This window comes from Pelatocladus sp. BLCC-F211 (assembly GCF_041928655.1).
GTDB lineage: Bacteria > Cyanobacteriota > Cyanobacteriia > Cyanobacteriales > Nostocaceae > Pelatocladus.
The window spans coordinates 17,860-33,329 of record NZ_JBHFLM010000232.1; the positions used below are offsets into that span (position 1 = coordinate 17,860).

14 protein-coding genes are annotated in these 15,470 nt (G+C 41.5%); 8 read left to right on the forward strand and 6 right to left on the reverse strand.

The window, feature by feature from the left end; all coding sequences use genetic code 11:
- The first annotated feature begins 3 nt into the window (after positions 1-3).
- Together malQ and ACE1AT_RS27560 are read left to right on the forward strand one after the other, a co-directional pair.
- Positions 4-1,503 carry a 4-alpha-glucanotransferase gene (gene malQ / locus ACE1AT_RS27555; RefSeq protein WP_374874222.1) on the forward strand — a complete coding sequence of 500 codons (1,500 nt, stop codon included), beginning with the start codon at positions 4-6 and terminating at the stop codon, positions 1,501-1,503.
- Between the two features lie 192 nt (positions 1,504-1,695).
- A complete protein-coding gene (locus ACE1AT_RS27560; protein ID WP_374874292.1) occupies positions 1,696-2,865 on the forward strand; it encodes a homocysteine biosynthesis protein in 1,170 nt (389 codons plus the stop codon).
- Positions 2,866-2,995: 130 nt separating this feature from the next.
- Here ACE1AT_RS27560 and ACE1AT_RS27565 read toward each other — a convergent pair whose 3' ends face one another.
- Entirely contained in the window at positions 2,996-4,048 is a 1,053-nt protein-coding gene (locus tag ACE1AT_RS27565; RefSeq protein ID WP_374874224.1) for a hypothetical protein, read from the reverse strand.
- Between the two features lie 381 nt (positions 4,049-4,429).
- Here ACE1AT_RS27565 and ACE1AT_RS27570 point away from each other — a divergent pair, with 381 nt between their 5' ends.
- Complete coding sequence (locus ACE1AT_RS27570) at positions 4,430-5,284, forward strand: tetratricopeptide repeat protein (RefSeq protein ID WP_374874226.1); 855 nt, start codon at positions 4,430-4,432, stop codon at positions 5,282-5,284.
- A 158-nt stretch (positions 5,285-5,442) separates the two neighbouring features.
- On the opposite strand, the gene ACE1AT_RS27575 is transcribed toward ACE1AT_RS27570, so the two are convergent.
- The gene (locus ACE1AT_RS27575; protein ID WP_374874228.1) at positions 5,443-6,063 is read right to left on the reverse strand and encodes a TMEM165/GDT1 family protein; all 621 of its coding nucleotides are present in this window, start codon (positions 6,061-6,063) and stop codon (positions 5,443-5,445) included.
- A gap of 466 nt (positions 6,064-6,529) precedes the next feature.
- Between ACE1AT_RS27575 and ACE1AT_RS27580 the strand changes: the two genes are divergently transcribed.
- Positions 6,530-7,006, forward strand: coding sequence for a CRR6 family NdhI maturation factor (locus ACE1AT_RS27580; protein WP_374874230.1), 477 nt, complete (start codon positions 6,530-6,532; stop codon positions 7,004-7,006).
- A gap of 111 nt (positions 7,007-7,117) precedes the next feature.
- Here ACE1AT_RS27580 and ACE1AT_RS27585 read toward each other — a convergent pair whose 3' ends face one another.
- Both ACE1AT_RS27585 and ACE1AT_RS27590 read right to left on the reverse strand, forming a co-directional pair.
- Positions 7,118-7,906 (reverse strand): hypothetical protein, encoded by a 789-nt coding sequence (locus ACE1AT_RS27585; RefSeq protein ID WP_374874232.1) that lies wholly within the window; start codon positions 7,904-7,906, stop codon positions 7,118-7,120.
- An 852-nt stretch (positions 7,907-8,758) separates the two neighbouring features.
- Positions 8,759-9,718 (reverse strand): glycosyltransferase family 9 protein, encoded by a 960-nt coding sequence (locus tag ACE1AT_RS27590; RefSeq protein WP_374874234.1) that lies wholly within the window; start codon positions 9,716-9,718, stop codon positions 8,759-8,761.
- A gap of 90 nt (positions 9,719-9,808) precedes the next feature.
- Between ACE1AT_RS27590 and ispD the strand changes: the two genes are divergently transcribed.
- The 3 genes from ispD to ACE1AT_RS27605 all read left to right on the forward strand — a co-directional run bounded on the left by ispD (position 9,809) and on the right by ACE1AT_RS27605 (position 11,780).
- The gene (gene ispD, locus ACE1AT_RS27595) at positions 9,809-10,498 is read left to right on the forward strand and encodes a 2-C-methyl-D-erythritol 4-phosphate cytidylyltransferase (RefSeq protein ID WP_374874236.1); all 690 of its coding nucleotides are present in this window, start codon (positions 9,809-9,811) and stop codon (positions 10,496-10,498) included.
- Between the two features lie 172 nt (positions 10,499-10,670).
- Positions 10,671-11,201: an SMC-Scp complex subunit ScpB gene (scpB, locus tag ACE1AT_RS27600; RefSeq protein WP_374874238.1), complete on the forward strand. Its 531-nt coding sequence runs from the start codon at positions 10,671-10,673 to the stop codon at positions 11,199-11,201.
- A gap of 231 nt (positions 11,202-11,432) precedes the next feature.
- Positions 11,433-11,780 (forward strand): DUF760 domain-containing protein, encoded by a 348-nt coding sequence (locus ACE1AT_RS27605; RefSeq protein ID WP_374874240.1) that lies wholly within the window; start codon positions 11,433-11,435, stop codon positions 11,778-11,780.
- Between the two features lie 174 nt (positions 11,781-11,954).
- Here the strand turns inward: ACE1AT_RS27605 and ACE1AT_RS27610 are convergent, their stop codons facing one another.
- Complete coding sequence (locus tag ACE1AT_RS27610; protein WP_374874242.1) at positions 11,955-13,172, reverse strand: HhoA/HhoB/HtrA family serine endopeptidase; 1,218 nt, start codon at positions 13,170-13,172, stop codon at positions 11,955-11,957.
- 246 nt (positions 13,173-13,418) lie between these two features.
- Between ACE1AT_RS27610 and ACE1AT_RS27615 the strand changes: the two genes are divergently transcribed.
- The gene (locus ACE1AT_RS27615; RefSeq protein ID WP_374874294.1) at positions 13,419-14,303 is read left to right on the forward strand and encodes a LysM peptidoglycan-binding domain-containing M23 family metallopeptidase; all 885 of its coding nucleotides are present in this window, start codon (positions 13,419-13,421) and stop codon (positions 14,301-14,303) included.
- A 101-nt stretch (positions 14,304-14,404) separates the two neighbouring features.
- On the opposite strand, the gene ACE1AT_RS27620 is transcribed toward ACE1AT_RS27615, so the two are convergent.
- Positions 14,405-15,430, reverse strand: coding sequence for an isochorismatase (locus ACE1AT_RS27620; RefSeq protein WP_374874244.1), 1,026 nt, complete (start codon positions 15,428-15,430; stop codon positions 14,405-14,407).
- Between the last annotated feature and the right edge of the window lie 40 nt (positions 15,431-15,470).

Here is a 15,470-nt window from a genome sequence, read left to right on the forward strand (position 1 = left end):
TTTATGCCTTTTCCCAGAACCAGTGGTATTTTACTACATCCAACCAGTTTCCCCGGTCGCTACGGAATTGGGGATTTGGGCTTGGAGGCCTATCAGTTCGTAGATTTTTTGGCTCGCAGTGGCCAGCGTTTGTGGCAGATATTGCCTTTGGGACCCACAGGCTTCGGCAATTCACCCTATATGTGTTTCTCTGCTATGGCAGGTAATCCTCTGTTGATTAGCCTGGATGTACTCAAAGACCAAGGCTTTTTGAGTGAAGATGACCTGCGTGATGTACCAGACTTCCCATTAGATCATATAGATTTTGAGCAAGTGATTGCTTGGAAAATACCTCTATTGCGGAAAGCTTGTGAAAATTTTAAGCAAAGAGTTAGTAAAATCCAGCACAAAGAGTTTGAGGGTTTTTGCCGAGGGAAGGTCAATTGGCTGGAAGATTATGCACTGTTTATGGCATTGATAGACACTCAGGAAGCTACAACTTGGACTGACTGGCCTGAAGAACTGCGTCACCGCAAACCAGAAGTATTGGAATACTGGCGTCTGCAATTGACAGACCAGATATTTTTTCACCAATTCCTACAGTTCGAGTTTTTTCGCCAGTGGTCTGAGCTTAAACTCTACGCTAACCAACAAAATATTCAGATTATCGGCGATATTCCTATCTACGTTGCCCATAATAGCGCTGATGTGTGGGCGCATCCAGAGAATTTTATGCTCGACCCCGAAACAGGAAAAGCAACTGAAGTCGCAGGGGTACCACCAGATTATTTCTCAGTCACGGGTCAACTTTGGGGGAATCCAATTTACAACTGGAAATACCTAGAATCAACTCGTTTTCATTGGTGGGTCTGGCGTGTACGTGAAATCCTCGCTCACGCTGATATGATCCGTATTGACCACTTCCGAGGTTTAGAGTCTTATTGGTCGGTTCCAGCAGGAGAACCAACAGCAGTAAATGGAAAATGGGTAAAGGCTCCAGGTTATGCTCTATTTGAGACAATTCGTGAAGAGTTAGGTAGTCTACCAATTATTGCGGAAGACTTAGGCTACATCGATCAGCCAGTGTTAGACCTCAGAGACCATTTCGGATTTCCAGGGATGAAGATTCTGCACTTTGCCTTTGGTAGCGATGGTCATAATGCCTACTTGCCGTACAATGTGCTTCCCAACAGCGTGATCTACACCGGAACTCACGACAACAACACAACGATTGGCTGGTATAACCATGATGCTTCAAATTATGAACGCGATCGCGTCCAAAAATACCTTGGTTGTAATAGTCCCTATGGAATTGCTTGGGACCTGATCCGATTAGCGATGAGTTCTGTTGCTCATCAGGCGATTATTCCTCTCCAAGATGTCTTCAATTTAGGGGCTGATGCTCGTATGAACACCCCTAGCAAAGCTGAGGGAAATTGGGGTTGGCGCTATCGAAACGAAGCCTTGACGGACGATTACAGTAATCGTCTCAAGGAGATGGCTATAATTTATGGGCGTTACTAGTGGTCTATCGCCTTAATTATGAGGGGTTATAGATCCCTGAATTCTTTAAGGATGCAGCTGGCGAATGGTGGGTCTAATCCCTCGTTCACCCACAAATTGACTTGTAGAGACGTAGCATTGCTACGTCTCTACATCTGGTGGAATGACGAAAAATCATTGATGAGGGGTGTCACCCCTAAAGTCCCCTTTAATATGCGAACCATTGCGGAAATTAACGAAAAAATCAGCCGTCAACGTGCGGTGGTTTTGACTGTTGAAGAATTAAAAACTAGAGTAGAGGAAGTTGGTGTTACAAAAGTTGCCAAGGAAGTTGATGTCGTCACCACTGGCACTTTTGAACCAATGGAATCTAGTGGTGCAATTATTAACTTGGGACACACTGATCCACCAATCAAAATTCGTCGCTGTTGGTTGGATGGTGTGCCAGTCTATCCCGGTTTTGGTGCTGTAGATTTATACCTGGGTGCAAGTTCTGCTGTAGAGGTAATGGAGGGAGAAGAAGTCCGAGAACGGGGCGGTGGTCATGTGATTGAAGATTTGATTGCTGGTAAGCCAGTACACGTACGCGCTCAAGGACAAGTTACAGATTGCTATCCCAGGGCTACCTTTGAAACAACAATTACTCGTGACACTATTAATCAGTTTTATTTATTTAATCCCAGAAATCTTTATCAAAATTTTATTGTGGGAGTGAACGGAGGCGATCGCCCACTTTTTACTTATTTAGGCCCCTTACAGCCACGTTTGAGTAATGCAGTTTATTCCAACTCTGGCGCTATTTCTCCTCTCCTCAACGACCCCGATCTCCAACTAGTCGGTATTGGTACACAAATTTTCTTGGGTGGGGGTATTGGCTATGTAGCATGGGAAGGGACACAGCATTTCCCTTTACAAAAACGTTTGCCCAATCGTACACCCATTGGCCCGGCTGCTACTCTGGCTTTAATTGGTGACGCCAAACAAATGGATGCTCGTTGGGTACGGGGTTGTTATTTTAAAAATTATGGTCCTTCTTTAATGTTGGGTGTAGGTGTACCACTTCCGGTATTAAACGAAGAAGTAGTAGCCAGATGTGCAGTGACTGATAAAGACTTAGTAGCACCCATCGTAGACTTTTCCATTCCCCGACGGGTGCGTCCCACATTTGGCTTGGTCAGTTACGCTCAACTCAAGTCTGGACGCATCATCATTGAAGGTAAAACAGTACGAGTTGCACCCGTTGTGAGCATTTTCCTCTCTCGACAAGTTGCCCAAGAGTTAAAACAATGGATTCAAGCAGGTACTTTTACCCTCACTGAACCAGTCGCCCAAATCCCGATGGAACGCTCCTTTCTCCCCCAAGATCGGTGGACGGAGTTTTAGTCGGAAGACACGGGGGACAACTTCTCAGTTATCAGTTATCAGTTATCAGTGATCAAATTAAACTGGTAACTGTTAACTGTTAACTGTTAACTGATTCATGCCCAATCCTCAATTCCCCATTCCCCATGCCCTATTCCTGTGGTGGCTTCGGTCGCTTCACCGGCTTGGGAACAGAACTTTTGGGTATAGGTCGTGATGGCGGTGATGATGATGAATCACCCACTTTTTTAGTTGGACGTGGTGGTCCTTCTCCACTTCTTCTGGGGGGATATGGTTTTCTACCACCAGGGCCTGGACGATGACCACCTCCACCTCCACCTCCACCTCCACGTTTAAATGGTGGTCTACTGCTGCGTTTTCTCGGCAGTTCAGCAATGATTGTCGCCTTTTCTACGACCAAATATTCACCTTCTCGCTGGACTTGCAAGTCCCAAAACTTTCCTACTGCTTTGGTTTCTAGCTTGCCCTTGAGTTTCAATTTGAAATACTTAGGTTTATCATTTGGCTTGCGGGCAGATTGCTTAATTTTGATTACCAAGTTATCTGTATCATATGACTGGTAAACTATTTCGCCACGAACAGAGAAGCTACCATCTGTAATTTGTAATGATGTTGGTTCTATTGAGGTGTGTTGGTCTTTTTCCTCTAAATTCTCGGATAAATCAGGATTTGCTGTTTCCTCCTCTGGTGAGGTGATATCTTGCTGCTGTTCGGTTATGGAACTTTTAGCCAGTTTTTCTGGCTCCCATACCCCCACAATTTGAAGATGCAAATTGTCGTTTTCTTGGCGTGTCCGTGGATAAACAACCCATAGATGCTCTTGCTCTAAGTCGAGATGGTTTTTGACTAAACTCATGATTCGACCAAGTAGCACAGCCTCTAATTTAGTGCCATCTGGGGTCAACATTACACCTTGGGTAAATTGTTCGCTACTAGCAAAGTAACGACCCCGGACTAGACCAATCGCTCGATACTGCATCGATTCGCTGGGAGGTGGAATCGGTTGCTGTCGATTCACTAAGTTCCTATCATTACTAGTTTCGCTTGACGTCACAGACGAAGCCTCACTTTGCGACGCTCCGGCTAGTGCTATTACATCAGTAGTTTCTTCTTGGATCGGTTTAGCTTCATCAGAAGCTGTTGAATTTGATGATTCAGGGGACGGCATCAGGTCGGAATTCATAGCAACTCCTTGCGGCGGAGACACATCCCATTGTGGGATTTTATTGACGCAACAGGGAAGAGCGTTTGTGCGGCTGCTCAAAGTATATTTACTTTTAAAACAACCACCATCGTTTGCCCTGTTATGATACTGAAAGACGCGATTTTTCGCATACACACTAAATGTGTAATTTAGCGTCTTTCCACTAGTTTCGGAAGCATAGCATAGCTACTATTTAAGCGTCTCCTCTTAAAGTCATCTCTTTCTTAAGCATCAAAAATGGCTATTTGTTATAAAGTTCACAGTTAGTTAGCGGTATTCCGCAAACTTTTTCAATTTTTTAATTTTCTCAATTTTGTGTAAACGGTAAACAATAGTGTTGTTAGACTTAAGGACGGTTTTGTGTCTCAGCCGCGTAATCGATGGTTAGTTAAAGTAGTGTTAGTGCTGGCAGTGATAGCTTTTGTTGGGGTGTCTATGGTTCCCATCATAGCCGCATTTAATGATACGCAACAATCCAGCCCAAATTCCGCTAGCGGCAGAGGAAATTCGTCTTCCTCGGATCTAAAGTCAAAATTGGAAGATGCAGCAAGAGGTTATGAACAAGTTTTGCAGCGAGAACCCGAAAATCAAACAGCCCTGCGAGGTTTGTTAGAAACTCGTTTGCAATTGCTAAGTTTGGGTGTAGGTAATATTCAAGCAGTTATTGAACCTCTAGAAAAATTAACCAAGCTCAATCCAGAACAGACTAAATACGGCGTACTTTTGGCGCAAGCCAAGCAACAAATCGGTGACAAGGAAGGTGCAGCCGAGGCTTATCGTTCTGTTTTGGAAACTAAACCAGGCGATATTAATGCTTTACAAGGAATGGTAGGTTTATTGCTCAACCAAAAGCGCCCGGAAGCAGCTATTGGGCTATTACAAGATACTCTTGCTAAATCCGCTCAAGCAAATAAGATTGAACCTGGTAGCGTGGATACTGTCGCTGTGCAAGTGATGCTGGGTAATGTTCATGCTACCCAAAAACGCTATCCGCAAGCCCTATCTGTATACGATCAAGCAATTAATAATGCTCCTAATGATTTTCGTCCTGTTTTGGCAAAAGCAATGGTTATCAAAGAGCAGGGAAAAACTGATGAAGCAAAACCTTTGTTTGATAAGGCTGCATCTTTAGCACCAGCTCAGTATAAAGACGAAATTAATAAAAGAAGTTCTGAGGCTGCGACTCCCACTCCTGCTGCAACGCCTATACCGTAGGGATAGGGGATAGGGGATAGGGGAAAAAGACAGGGAGGACAGGGAGGACAAGGGGGACTTATCAGTTATCAGTTATCAGTTATCAGTTATCAAAATTAGACTGTTAACTGATTCATGACCAATGCCCAATGCCCGATCCCCTTTCCCCAATCCCCGATTTATGCTCCTTCCACAGCTGCGACGATACCAAATAAAATAAACAAAAACCCGCCAACGATGGTGAGTGTTTTTTCAGAAATTCTTCCGGCTAACATTCTGCCACCAATTACAGCGATCGCAGCACAAATGGCATGTCCTAAAATTGCACCTGTTGTCACCCCAACAGGATTATTCCCTGCTGCTAGAGCAATGGTGGCAAATTGTGTGCGATCGCCCCACTCTGCCATAAATGTTAATGCAAAAGCTTCTAATACAATTGCCCAAATTGTTTTTTGCTTTTTCAGTTGCTTTTCTGCCTGAGCAACTGCGGTTTTTGCTTCTTCTACAACTTCCGTATCGCAGGTAGCATCAGGCATTTTACTACCTTGGTACAACAGCTTTAAACCAAAGGCAACAAATAAAACAATCTCGCCGTAATAGATGTAAGCTTTTGGCAGCAAGGACACTGCTTGTCCTACCACGACAGACAGTATTGTCATCGCCGCTAAAGCTGCTGTCACACCTGCAAATACAAGTCGCCGCGAGTGCTGCATTGACAAAATCACGGCGATAAAAAAGGTTTTATCACCCAATTCCGAAACTGTAATTAGTAATAAACCTGCGGTGAAAGCTGTTAACACTCTCTCAAGCTCCAGACGATTTGTTTACTCGTGTGTGAAGCTCAATGAGACTAGCGAGACCTCACCGAGCTTCACACTTTACTTTTTGTGTGAACTCAGTGAAGGTCTCGCTTTCAACTAGCTTATTGCTTGATGACATCTAAACCAGGCTCATCGCCAGTATGTTGATTTAGATGGGCTGGCTGAATCTTTTGCCAGCAGCTACTCCCCTTCTTTATTTATAGGTAATTATACATCTATCTCAAGTTGCAGTAAAGGAATTTTTTTCGGGAGAAGACGCGGGGAATGGGGCATTGGGCATGAATCAGTTAACAGTTAACAGTTACCAGTTTAATTTGATAACTGATCACTGATCACTGATAACTTGTCCTTCTTCCCGTTCTCTTCTAGCATTAAGCTCACAAAACTGGTAGTCTGAATTGGTTACTTTTGAGTCAAAGTCACTATATATATTCTTAAGTTATTTATGTCTATTACGATCGCTCTCAATTCTGACTCCATTCACAATTTAGATATATCTCCTGTAACAACAGTAATTGAGCAATTGCTGCAAGAAGGAGCGATTGCATCCCATGAACAGCAATTACACTTTGATATTAATTATTCCCAACAAGAGGATGACCCACGAGAACTTCCTGAAATTCCAGAAGTGCGGCTGTGGTTTGTTCGCCTTGATGCTCGTTATCCTTGGTTACCATTTTTACTTGACTGGAAAACGGGGGAATTCGCTCGCTATACAGCTATGTTAGTACCGCATCAATTCAGTTCCAAAGAAGGAATTCAGTACAATCCAGAAGCATTGGAAATCTTTTTAATGCATAAAATCTTCATTTTAAGTGACTGGTTCAAACAAAACAATATACCTAGCCAATCACGTCTGCAATCGATGGCTCAAATGCTAGGTTATGAATTAGAGGATGCTTTTTTTGCAATGTTTGAATAGCTATTAAAAGGGAACAGGGAACAAAGAAACAATTTGTATAATTAATTTTGTTTAGGTACTTATACCTTACACTTCCAAGGGTAGCCGTTATGTTTCAGTGTCCCGACCAGCTTAGGTCATTTGACATATTAAATCTAAAGCAGCACTAAAAGCGTATTCTACAGCTTTAGATTTGCTGGGTAAAGCTGCTTGCCATAGTCGATAATCGTTATATTCTATTATTAAATTTGCAATTTCACTAATCCTAATATTTTTCAAAACATCATATTGATGTAATTCAAAATCTTTGATGGTTCCATCTTTGTCTAAAACTTCTCGCCCCAGTTGAATAAAATGATTGATCACAGTTTTCATATATTTTTTACCATCATCTTTGGCAAATAAAGATGAAGAATTAAATGCCTTAAATTCCTCTAAAAGTAAATTAGCTATTGCTCTACCTGTAAGATTATCCCAATCAGCAGGTAGATGAATATCTAAATATTCATTTTCGTAAAGTTTATATTTAAGATACTCATGAATACCTGTAGCATTTTGAACTATTTTCTGACCAGCTAATAATTTATATAAATAATTGATACTTGTATCAATAAATTTATCTGGGAATACCTTTTCTTCTGTCTCTCCACATTCATACACAAGATAAGTCCAAATACCTGATTTTATTCCATCGCTATTCACTGGTTGGTAAAAAGTAATTGTTCCATCTTCATCACACTCGAAATAGGCGCTTTCTGTATTCATCACTTTACTCTCATACCTACTGTTACAGAAGCAGACCATTTTTCTAAAAACGCCCGTGATATGATGGGGCTGGCTTTCTACTTGAATGTAACGTTTGCCATTGCTAGTAAAGCCATGTAAATGAATCGCCATTTGTTTTCCCTTTGAAAATTTCATGACATTCTTGGTGGATGTCTTTGCTAATTCGCAACATTTTAAAGTAAAGGAACACATATAATGGCGTGTTAGATCCACCCAAAAGCTAATCACACCAGGTAATTTTTACAACTATCAATCGTTAAATAGATGTAATTTTCTGTCTTGCTGAACTCAATTCATAGAAACTAATATTTATTTGAAGGTCAACCTTAATTTCATTAAGATACATTATAAAGTATGTAATTTCATCAGGCTGTTTACTAAATATTCTTCGGTCAGCAAATATCTAGTTAATAACAGCAATATTCTCAAAGTTTTTATCCACTAAGTAACAACAAAACTTTTTGATTCAGTGATTAATTTCATTCCATACTGCTATCTAATATTGAGTACGTAATTTTTTTGACACACAAAAACATGTAGTAAACGTTGTTACTAACTATCCAAATAGGGAGTTATTTAGGAACCCGTATATTCAATATTTATAGACTGTGGTAGATGAGATACACATTTATAAATGTATCTACATAAATATTTCCCTATAATTCATTCAACATATCAGGTTCTAGAAAAAAAAACAGTTGTTTAGGTAACTCTTATACCGTAACTATTTTAAAAATATAAGTAATTTATTATACAACATAAATAACAGTTATACCAATTTCATATGAAGCTGCACATTATTTTGACCGTGCCAATTTTAGATTTTGGATTTTAGATTATTTTTTCGGTTCAAGTCCCGCCTCTTGTGGGCGGAACAAATCTAAAATCATAAAGAATATGGAACCCCCTTCCGCTTGTAGGAGAAAATCAACAGGCGGAAAGGGGGTTCAAATTACTACAGCAATTCAAGGTAATGGGATTGAAGTGCTAGCCACCCCAGATTTTTTCCAAAATGACTTTGGGCGAAATATCTGCTATTTTGCCTGTAGGGGATTTGATTGCAATAAATTTATCGCTTTTCGGCAACAATTTAACTGGATCTGTAGAACCAAACAAGGCAATAGTATAGGTCTGTACAGCAACGGCAAGCTGTACGATCGCACTATCGGTACACAGTAATAAATTTGCTCCTGTAATCATTGCCGCTAACTTGCCTATATTATCTGGGAAAGTAATTTTGATATCAGGTACAGACTGTTTGAGTCTAGCCACAAACTCTTGTTGACCGGTTTCTTGAACTACCACTACGGGTATATCTGGTTGCTTTTGTTGGCAATCTTGAATGATCTGCAACCAATTTTCGGCATGGTATGTTCTATCTTGACTTTTATTTGGTGGTAACTCATTTACACCATTGTGAATCAAAATATAACCAGTTTCTTTAACTCCCAACCTTAATTGCTCTTTGTCTGCCCAATCAATATCTGATTTAGGTACATTCACAGCTAATTCTGGGCAAGAGGACTTAATACCCAATTCTTGCAGCAAAGTGTGATACGCATAAGCAGCGTATTGTTCTTGCTTAAGAGGTAGGGTGTTAGTCAGAAAAGCTGCTCCCTTGCCTTTGTAGCCAATACGTATGGGGATTCCAGTCAACCACAGTAAAAGACCCATTAACCAGCTTTGCGTCAGGGTAATAGCGGCATCGTATTCGCGATCGCGAAGTATGCCTACTAAGTTAGCCCAATCAGCCAAGCTGTTGCGGTCTTTATAATCAAATATCAGTACATCGTTAACTGACTTACTCATCCGGTAAGCAGCCTTTGACCGGGGTTCCACAACGACATCTATATGAGCGTCAGGATGATTACGCTTCAGGTCGTCTAGTGTCGGAAAGAATAGAATTTGGTCGCTTATTCCACCAGGGACAAGGGCTACTATTCGCATAATATTAATTTACGCCTACTCGCTCCTTATTTTAGGGGAAGATAGGGACTAGAAAAGTCAAAACTCAAAAGTCAAAAGTTAAAAAAACCTGTGCATTTATTAATTCCTGCTGCCGGTAGTGGACGAAGGATGGGGAGTAATCGCAATAAACTCCTCTTGCAAGTGCGATCGCGACCAATTATTGCTTGGACGCTCTTAGCTGCACAAGCATCAGATGAGATTAGTTGGATAGGAATTATTTCTCAACCTATTGACTGGCAAGACTTTAAGAAAATTATCGCTGATTTGCAGCTAACTAAACCAGTGGAGTTAATTCAGGGTGGTTCCACCCGTCAAGAATCTGTTTACAATGGGTTGCAATCATTACCAGCCAATGCTAAACAAGTGTTGATTCATGATGGAGCAAGATGTCTAGCTACACCAGATTTACTCAACAGATGTGCCGAAGCAATTCGGCAATGTCCTGGTTTAATAGCAGCGGTGCCAGTCAAAGACACCATCAAAGTCGTAGATGAAAATGGCATAATTCAGAGTACACCAGAGCGAAGCCAACTCTGGGCTGCACAGACTCCCCAAGGCTTTGGTGTGAAGCTGCTAAAACAGTGTCACGCTGAAGGTGTCGCTCAGGGTTGGGAAGTGACTGACGATGCTGCTTTGTTTGAAAAATCTGGTTATCAAGTGCAAATTGTTCAAGGAGAGGAAACAAACTTAAAGGTAACTACCCCACAAGATTTAGCGATCGCAGAATTTATCTTCAAAACCAGATTTGGTGAGGAGTAGGGATTGGGGATTGGGGATTGACCAACAACCAATCACTAACCACTGACTACCACAACTTGACTTTTAGTTTTAATTGTGATATTAGAATCGTTACACTATTGAAAGTCAGGTGCGACAACGGAGGAAACTCCTAAAAGCACACTGGCTTCTCTTGACTAGTGATTATTGATAAATGAATGCAGCGACAAAAATAGAAGCAATTCTTTATTTGAAGAGTAAACCCTTATCAATCAGCGAGATTGCTGATTATGCCGCGTGCGATCGCGCGACTGCTGAAGAAGGTATTATTGAGCTGATTGACGATTATGCTCGTCGTGATAGCGCCCTAGAAGTCGTAGAAACCCCAAATGGTTACTGCTTGCAACTGCGGTCTGGTTTTCAAGATTTAGTCCAAACTCTGATACCAGTAGAATTGGGGGTGGGTGCATTGCGGACTTTAGCTGCGATCGCCTTGAATAGTCCCATGCTACAAACTGACTTAATTAACCTGCGTGGTTCCGGAGCATATCAACACGTCCAAGAATTAGTGGAACTTGGTTTTGTCAAGAAACGCCGAGATAATGACTCTCGCTCCTATTCGCTTCAGGTAACACCCAAATTTCATCAATATTTCCAGATCGAGCAACTTCCTTCACCATTTTCTACTCCACAACAGCAGCGACAATTGGAACTGAAACTAGAATCAGCCTCGGAAATAGAGTAGATCGGCGATCAGGGATTGGGGATCAGGAATCGGGGTCGGGGACAAGGGAAGGGGGATAAGGAAGACCAGGAGGACAAGGGAGAATTATTTAACAAGTCTCTTCCCAATCCCCAATCCCCAATCCCCAATCCCTTACCTAAGATGAATGCTACTCCTAGCTGAGGAAATATGTCTTAAGCCCATAGTATGGTTTAGAGTAGAATTAGCAACTCCGCTAAACTTAAATTGCCAATGGTGTTTGATCCTGACTTTTTGAATGATAATTTTGAACAACACCCTCGTCAGCATCTGAGTGACGCTTTTGAGGAACCCTCTAATCAGTTGCTCAAATACTTACAGCATCAGTCCCCAGAAGTTTTGGCTAACGTCGCTCAGTCCGTCAGCCCTGAAATCAAGCAAATTATTTCCCAAAATGTCCAAGGGCTAGTTGGGATGTTGCCTGCTGAAAACTTCAATGTTCAGATTACAACAGACCGGGATAATCTGGCTGGTCTTCTAGCATCAGCAATGATGACGGGCTATTTCCTGCGCCAGATGGAACAACGAATGCACTTAGATCATTTGGCTAATAATCCTTAGTCAAGAGTCAATTGTCAATGGTCAATTGTCAATGTTCAGTAGTTTAATACTCTTGACCAATACTGCCGATCAGGGTAAAGTCCCTCAGATTTATGATGCTGTGGGGTAAATCCAAAATCCAATATCCAAAATCCAATATCCAAAATTGCTTGACTGTGGACTTTGGACTCTGGACTATTTGTGGGGATAAGCTCCTGACTGAACCTGAAAAGTTTGAATTTTACCGTCACGGTTGACTTCAATTTGCAAAGTGTCTCCAACACTGCTAGACTCTACCATTTTCTGTACTTGAGCAGCAGTTTTAACTGGTTTGCCGTTAAACTTTTGGATGACATCTCCGGGACGCAGTCCTATTCGCTGTGCAGGTGATTTGTCGAGAACTCCCTTGATGGCAACACCAGCATTTTGCTGGATGTTAAGATTATTCTCTTGATTGATTTGCTGTTTTTTGGTGGGAGAAAGGTCTACCATTTCAATCCCCAAGAAGGGATGTTCCACGCGCCCTTTAGCAAAAAGCTCGTCAGCAATGCGAGCAGCAGTTTCTATGGGAATGGCAAAACCAAGTCCCTGAGCATCAGCACGAATTGCAGTATTAACTCCAATTACCTCACCTTGAGAATTTAACAAAGGTCCTCCAGAGTTCCCAGGATTAATGGCGGCGTCGGTTTGGATAAAGCTAACTCGTTTATCTGGTACGCCAACTTGGGAACTTGTACGGTCTGTGGCGCTGATGATACCGATAGTAACAGTGTTATCTAAACCCAAAGGATTGCCGATCGCGATCGCCCACTGTCCAGGAATCAAATTTTGTGAATTGCCCAATTTCACAGACGGTAATTGCTTGGCAGGAATTTTTACTACTGCTACATCCGTCATGGGATCAACTCCCATCACCTTTCCTTCAAATGTTCTGCCATCTTTGAGGGTAACTTGTACTGTATCTGTATTTGCTACTACATGAGCGTTGGTGAGAATTTCTCCATTCGTACTAAGGATAAAACCAGAACCCGTACCACGCTCAATTCTCTCTTGTGGAATTGGTTCTTCATCTTCGCCAAAAAATCGACGCAACAGAGGGTTTTTGAAAGCATCTGAAATAGGATTGGCTACTTTGCGAGTGGCATTAATTCGGACAACAGCTGATCCTGTTTTTTGAACAGCAGTGGCGACAAAATTAACGCTTTCACCTCCAGTTGCTTCGATACTTTTTCCCAAAGAATTAGTCACAACTGTTTCTGATGGCGCACCCATGCTTACATTCTTGAGTTCCTGAAACGTACGCCTCTGTGTCAGGAGATAGGGACTGGCTAGCAACACTGCACTACCGCCGAATACGCCGCCGCCCACAACTAATGAAAAATAAACGGCCAGTTGTTTCTTGGATAACTTCATAATCACCATACTCAAGGACAGCAATGCAGAAGATGCTAATTTCTAAGTGTAGTCAAGCAAAAGACAAGTGGACAGATTAATTTTGTTAATGGTTGGTGGTTAATACCAATCAACTATCAACTATCAACTATAAACTATCAACTAACTGCCAAATAAAATATAAAATTTAGCTAGAATCGCAAGAATACTCCCGCCATACACGAACTGTTGACGTTGAGTATTTCAATCTTGCTCCATTTAACATACATGACTGTTAGCGATCGCCTACTTCTACTTGTTTTCTCTAGCTTAATCTCTGCTTTGGAACTCGTATCCACATACCCAAATTCTGCACTAGCACAGGCTGCTAAATGTCCAACTCCAGCCCTAGAACGCTTTCAGCGTCATAAAGTTGGGCGTGGCGAAACTTTGCAGAGTATCGCCGCGCTCTACAATTTAGCTCCTGATACTATTATCACCATGAATCCCAGTTTCAAAAACGGTAGGGTGACTACGGGTAGTAATATTCTCATCCCTCCCTACAATGGTATTGTAGTGGAAGTAGCTCGTGGTCAAACTTGGCGAGAATTAGCACAAAAATACAAAGTTCGTGCTGATGCTCTTTTTGAGTTGAATGGCTGTAAACCACCATCTCAAATTGCATTTATTCCCACATCCAATCAATCATCCAATCGTGCGAGTTCGTCGCCATCCTCAACTCCTAGTGTAAATACCCCTGCTGTGCAAATCACTGGGTATCCCTTAGCATCGGTGGCTCAGGTAGGATTTCCCTATGGTTGGCAAATCAACCCTAAAAACGGCGAAGTTTTCTTTCATAGTGGGATTGATTTGTTAGCTGCGGTTGGTACTCCCGTAAATGCGATCGCACCAGGGACAGTGGTTTTTGCAGGCGATCGCGGTACTTACGGTAACTTAGTAATTATTAATCACGGTGGTGGATTACAAAGCCGTTACGCCCAGCTAGAGAGTATCAAAGTTAGCCTTGGTCAACAAGTTAAACAGGGAGAGTTACTAGGAACGGTTGGTCAGACTGGACAACCAACCATCAGCCAACCCCATCTACATTTTGAAATCCGTTCTAACTCTTCTCTGGGTTGGGTCGCTCAAGATCCAAAAGAATATATGAAATGAAGTTTATTAATTTCGAGAGTTTGTAGTAAGCAATGCGCGTGCTTAAAAATTCAGGACTTTAGTCCTGACTACAAATCATTAAATCATTGTCTTCCCCAACATTAAAAAACAAATTCACCAGAATTGACGATGTGCATTCCCGCATCAGCAAATCGCTGAAACGCCTCATCTGCTACTTCCGTATAATCCACCATACCCGGAACAACAACAGCAGAAGTACAATCCTCCAACAGATAAACTTTTTTCGCCAAATTGCTATCTACTTGCCTAATTTCTGTTAATAAATCATCAATAGTCCAAGCAACACAATGGCTTTTAGCTTGTCCTGCAATAATTACAGCATCAAATTCTAACAGATGCTGAATTAAGCTTATATTCTTTTGGGCAATAGGATGCTCATCAAAACCTGACAAAACTTCTGCGCGTAAAACAGAATAGTTTTCTGTTAAAGGATTATTACCTTTAATCTCAAATTGAGTTTGACTATGACGTGCAATACAGTGGAAAAAAATTGCTTCTTCCACAGCAGAAACTAAAGCATGGCCAATACCGCCCAACATAGAATGATAAGGCCATACTGTTAATGGATATTTACCTTCTTGAGTTAATTGTTTAACGTAGTGATAGGCGTGTTTCTCTAAATATTCGTAATCAAGTCTTAAACTAAAAGCAACACTTGGGTTAACTTTCCAAATTCCTTGCTCAATATCTGCGGGAATAATATTAGTTGCAGCAGGGATTGGATGTTCACCTGCGTTATTTACCCAAAAAATAGGATGAAAAATTTGCATCGCTGTATGGGTATCTAAAGTTGGGACAATTTTTGTGATTACTCCTAAATTGCGATAGATAAACTCACACAAACGAACATTATCATCTACTGCACCAGTACCAGATTTTCCTCCAACAAATAATTCAAATTCGGGGATGCAAAAAGTGTTTTGAACATCAATTAAAAGTAGGCAAATACGATTTTTATCTTCAGATGCTGCTTTGATGTCGTGTTGTTTTGCCCATGCTTGTGCAGCTGTGGCGGTTTGTTGGTAAGATATGCGCCAGACTGCATCTACTGTTTTGGGGTTGAAGTGTGAGGGAATAGGTAGTTGAGTTCTCGTTGAAGTATTCATAATACGAAATCAGAGAAAATAAAATAAGATTTTAGATTAT

Bases quoted from the DNA above. Each gene is read 5' to 3' on its own strand.
- malQ (WP_374874222.1), top strand. From the start codon at position 4: ATGCCTTTTCCCAGAACCAGTGGTATTTTACTACATCCAACCAGTTTC.
- ACE1AT_RS27560 (WP_374874292.1), top strand. From the start codon at position 1,696: ATGCGAACCATTGCGGAAATTAACGAAAAAATCAGCCGTCAACGTGCG.
- ACE1AT_RS27565 (WP_374874224.1), bottom strand. From the start codon at position 4,048: ATGAATTCCGACCTGATGCCGTCCCCTGAATCATCAAATTCAACAGCT.
- ACE1AT_RS27580 (WP_374874230.1), top strand. From the start codon at position 6,530: ATGTCTATTACGATCGCTCTCAATTCTGACTCCATTCACAATTTAGAT.
- ACE1AT_RS27585 (WP_374874232.1), bottom strand. From the start codon at position 7,906: ATGAAATTTTCAAAGGGAAAACAAATGGCGATTCATTTACATGGCTTT.
- ACE1AT_RS27590 (WP_374874234.1), bottom strand. From the start codon at position 9,718: ATGCGAATAGTAGCCCTTGTCCCTGGTGGAATAAGCGACCAAATTCTA.
- scpB (WP_374874238.1), top strand. From the start codon at position 10,671: ATGAATGCAGCGACAAAAATAGAAGCAATTCTTTATTTGAAGAGTAAA.
- ACE1AT_RS27605 (WP_374874240.1), top strand. From the start codon at position 11,433: ATGGTGTTTGATCCTGACTTTTTGAATGATAATTTTGAACAACACCCT.
- ACE1AT_RS27610 (WP_374874242.1), bottom strand. From the start codon at position 13,172: ATGAAGTTATCCAAGAAACAACTGGCCGTTTATTTTTCATTAGTTGTG.
- ACE1AT_RS27615 (WP_374874294.1), top strand. From the start codon at position 13,419: ATGACTGTTAGCGATCGCCTACTTCTACTTGTTTTCTCTAGCTTAATC.
- ACE1AT_RS27620 (WP_374874244.1), bottom strand. From the start codon at position 15,430: ATGAATACTTCAACGAGAACTCAACTACCTATTCCCTCACACTTCAAC.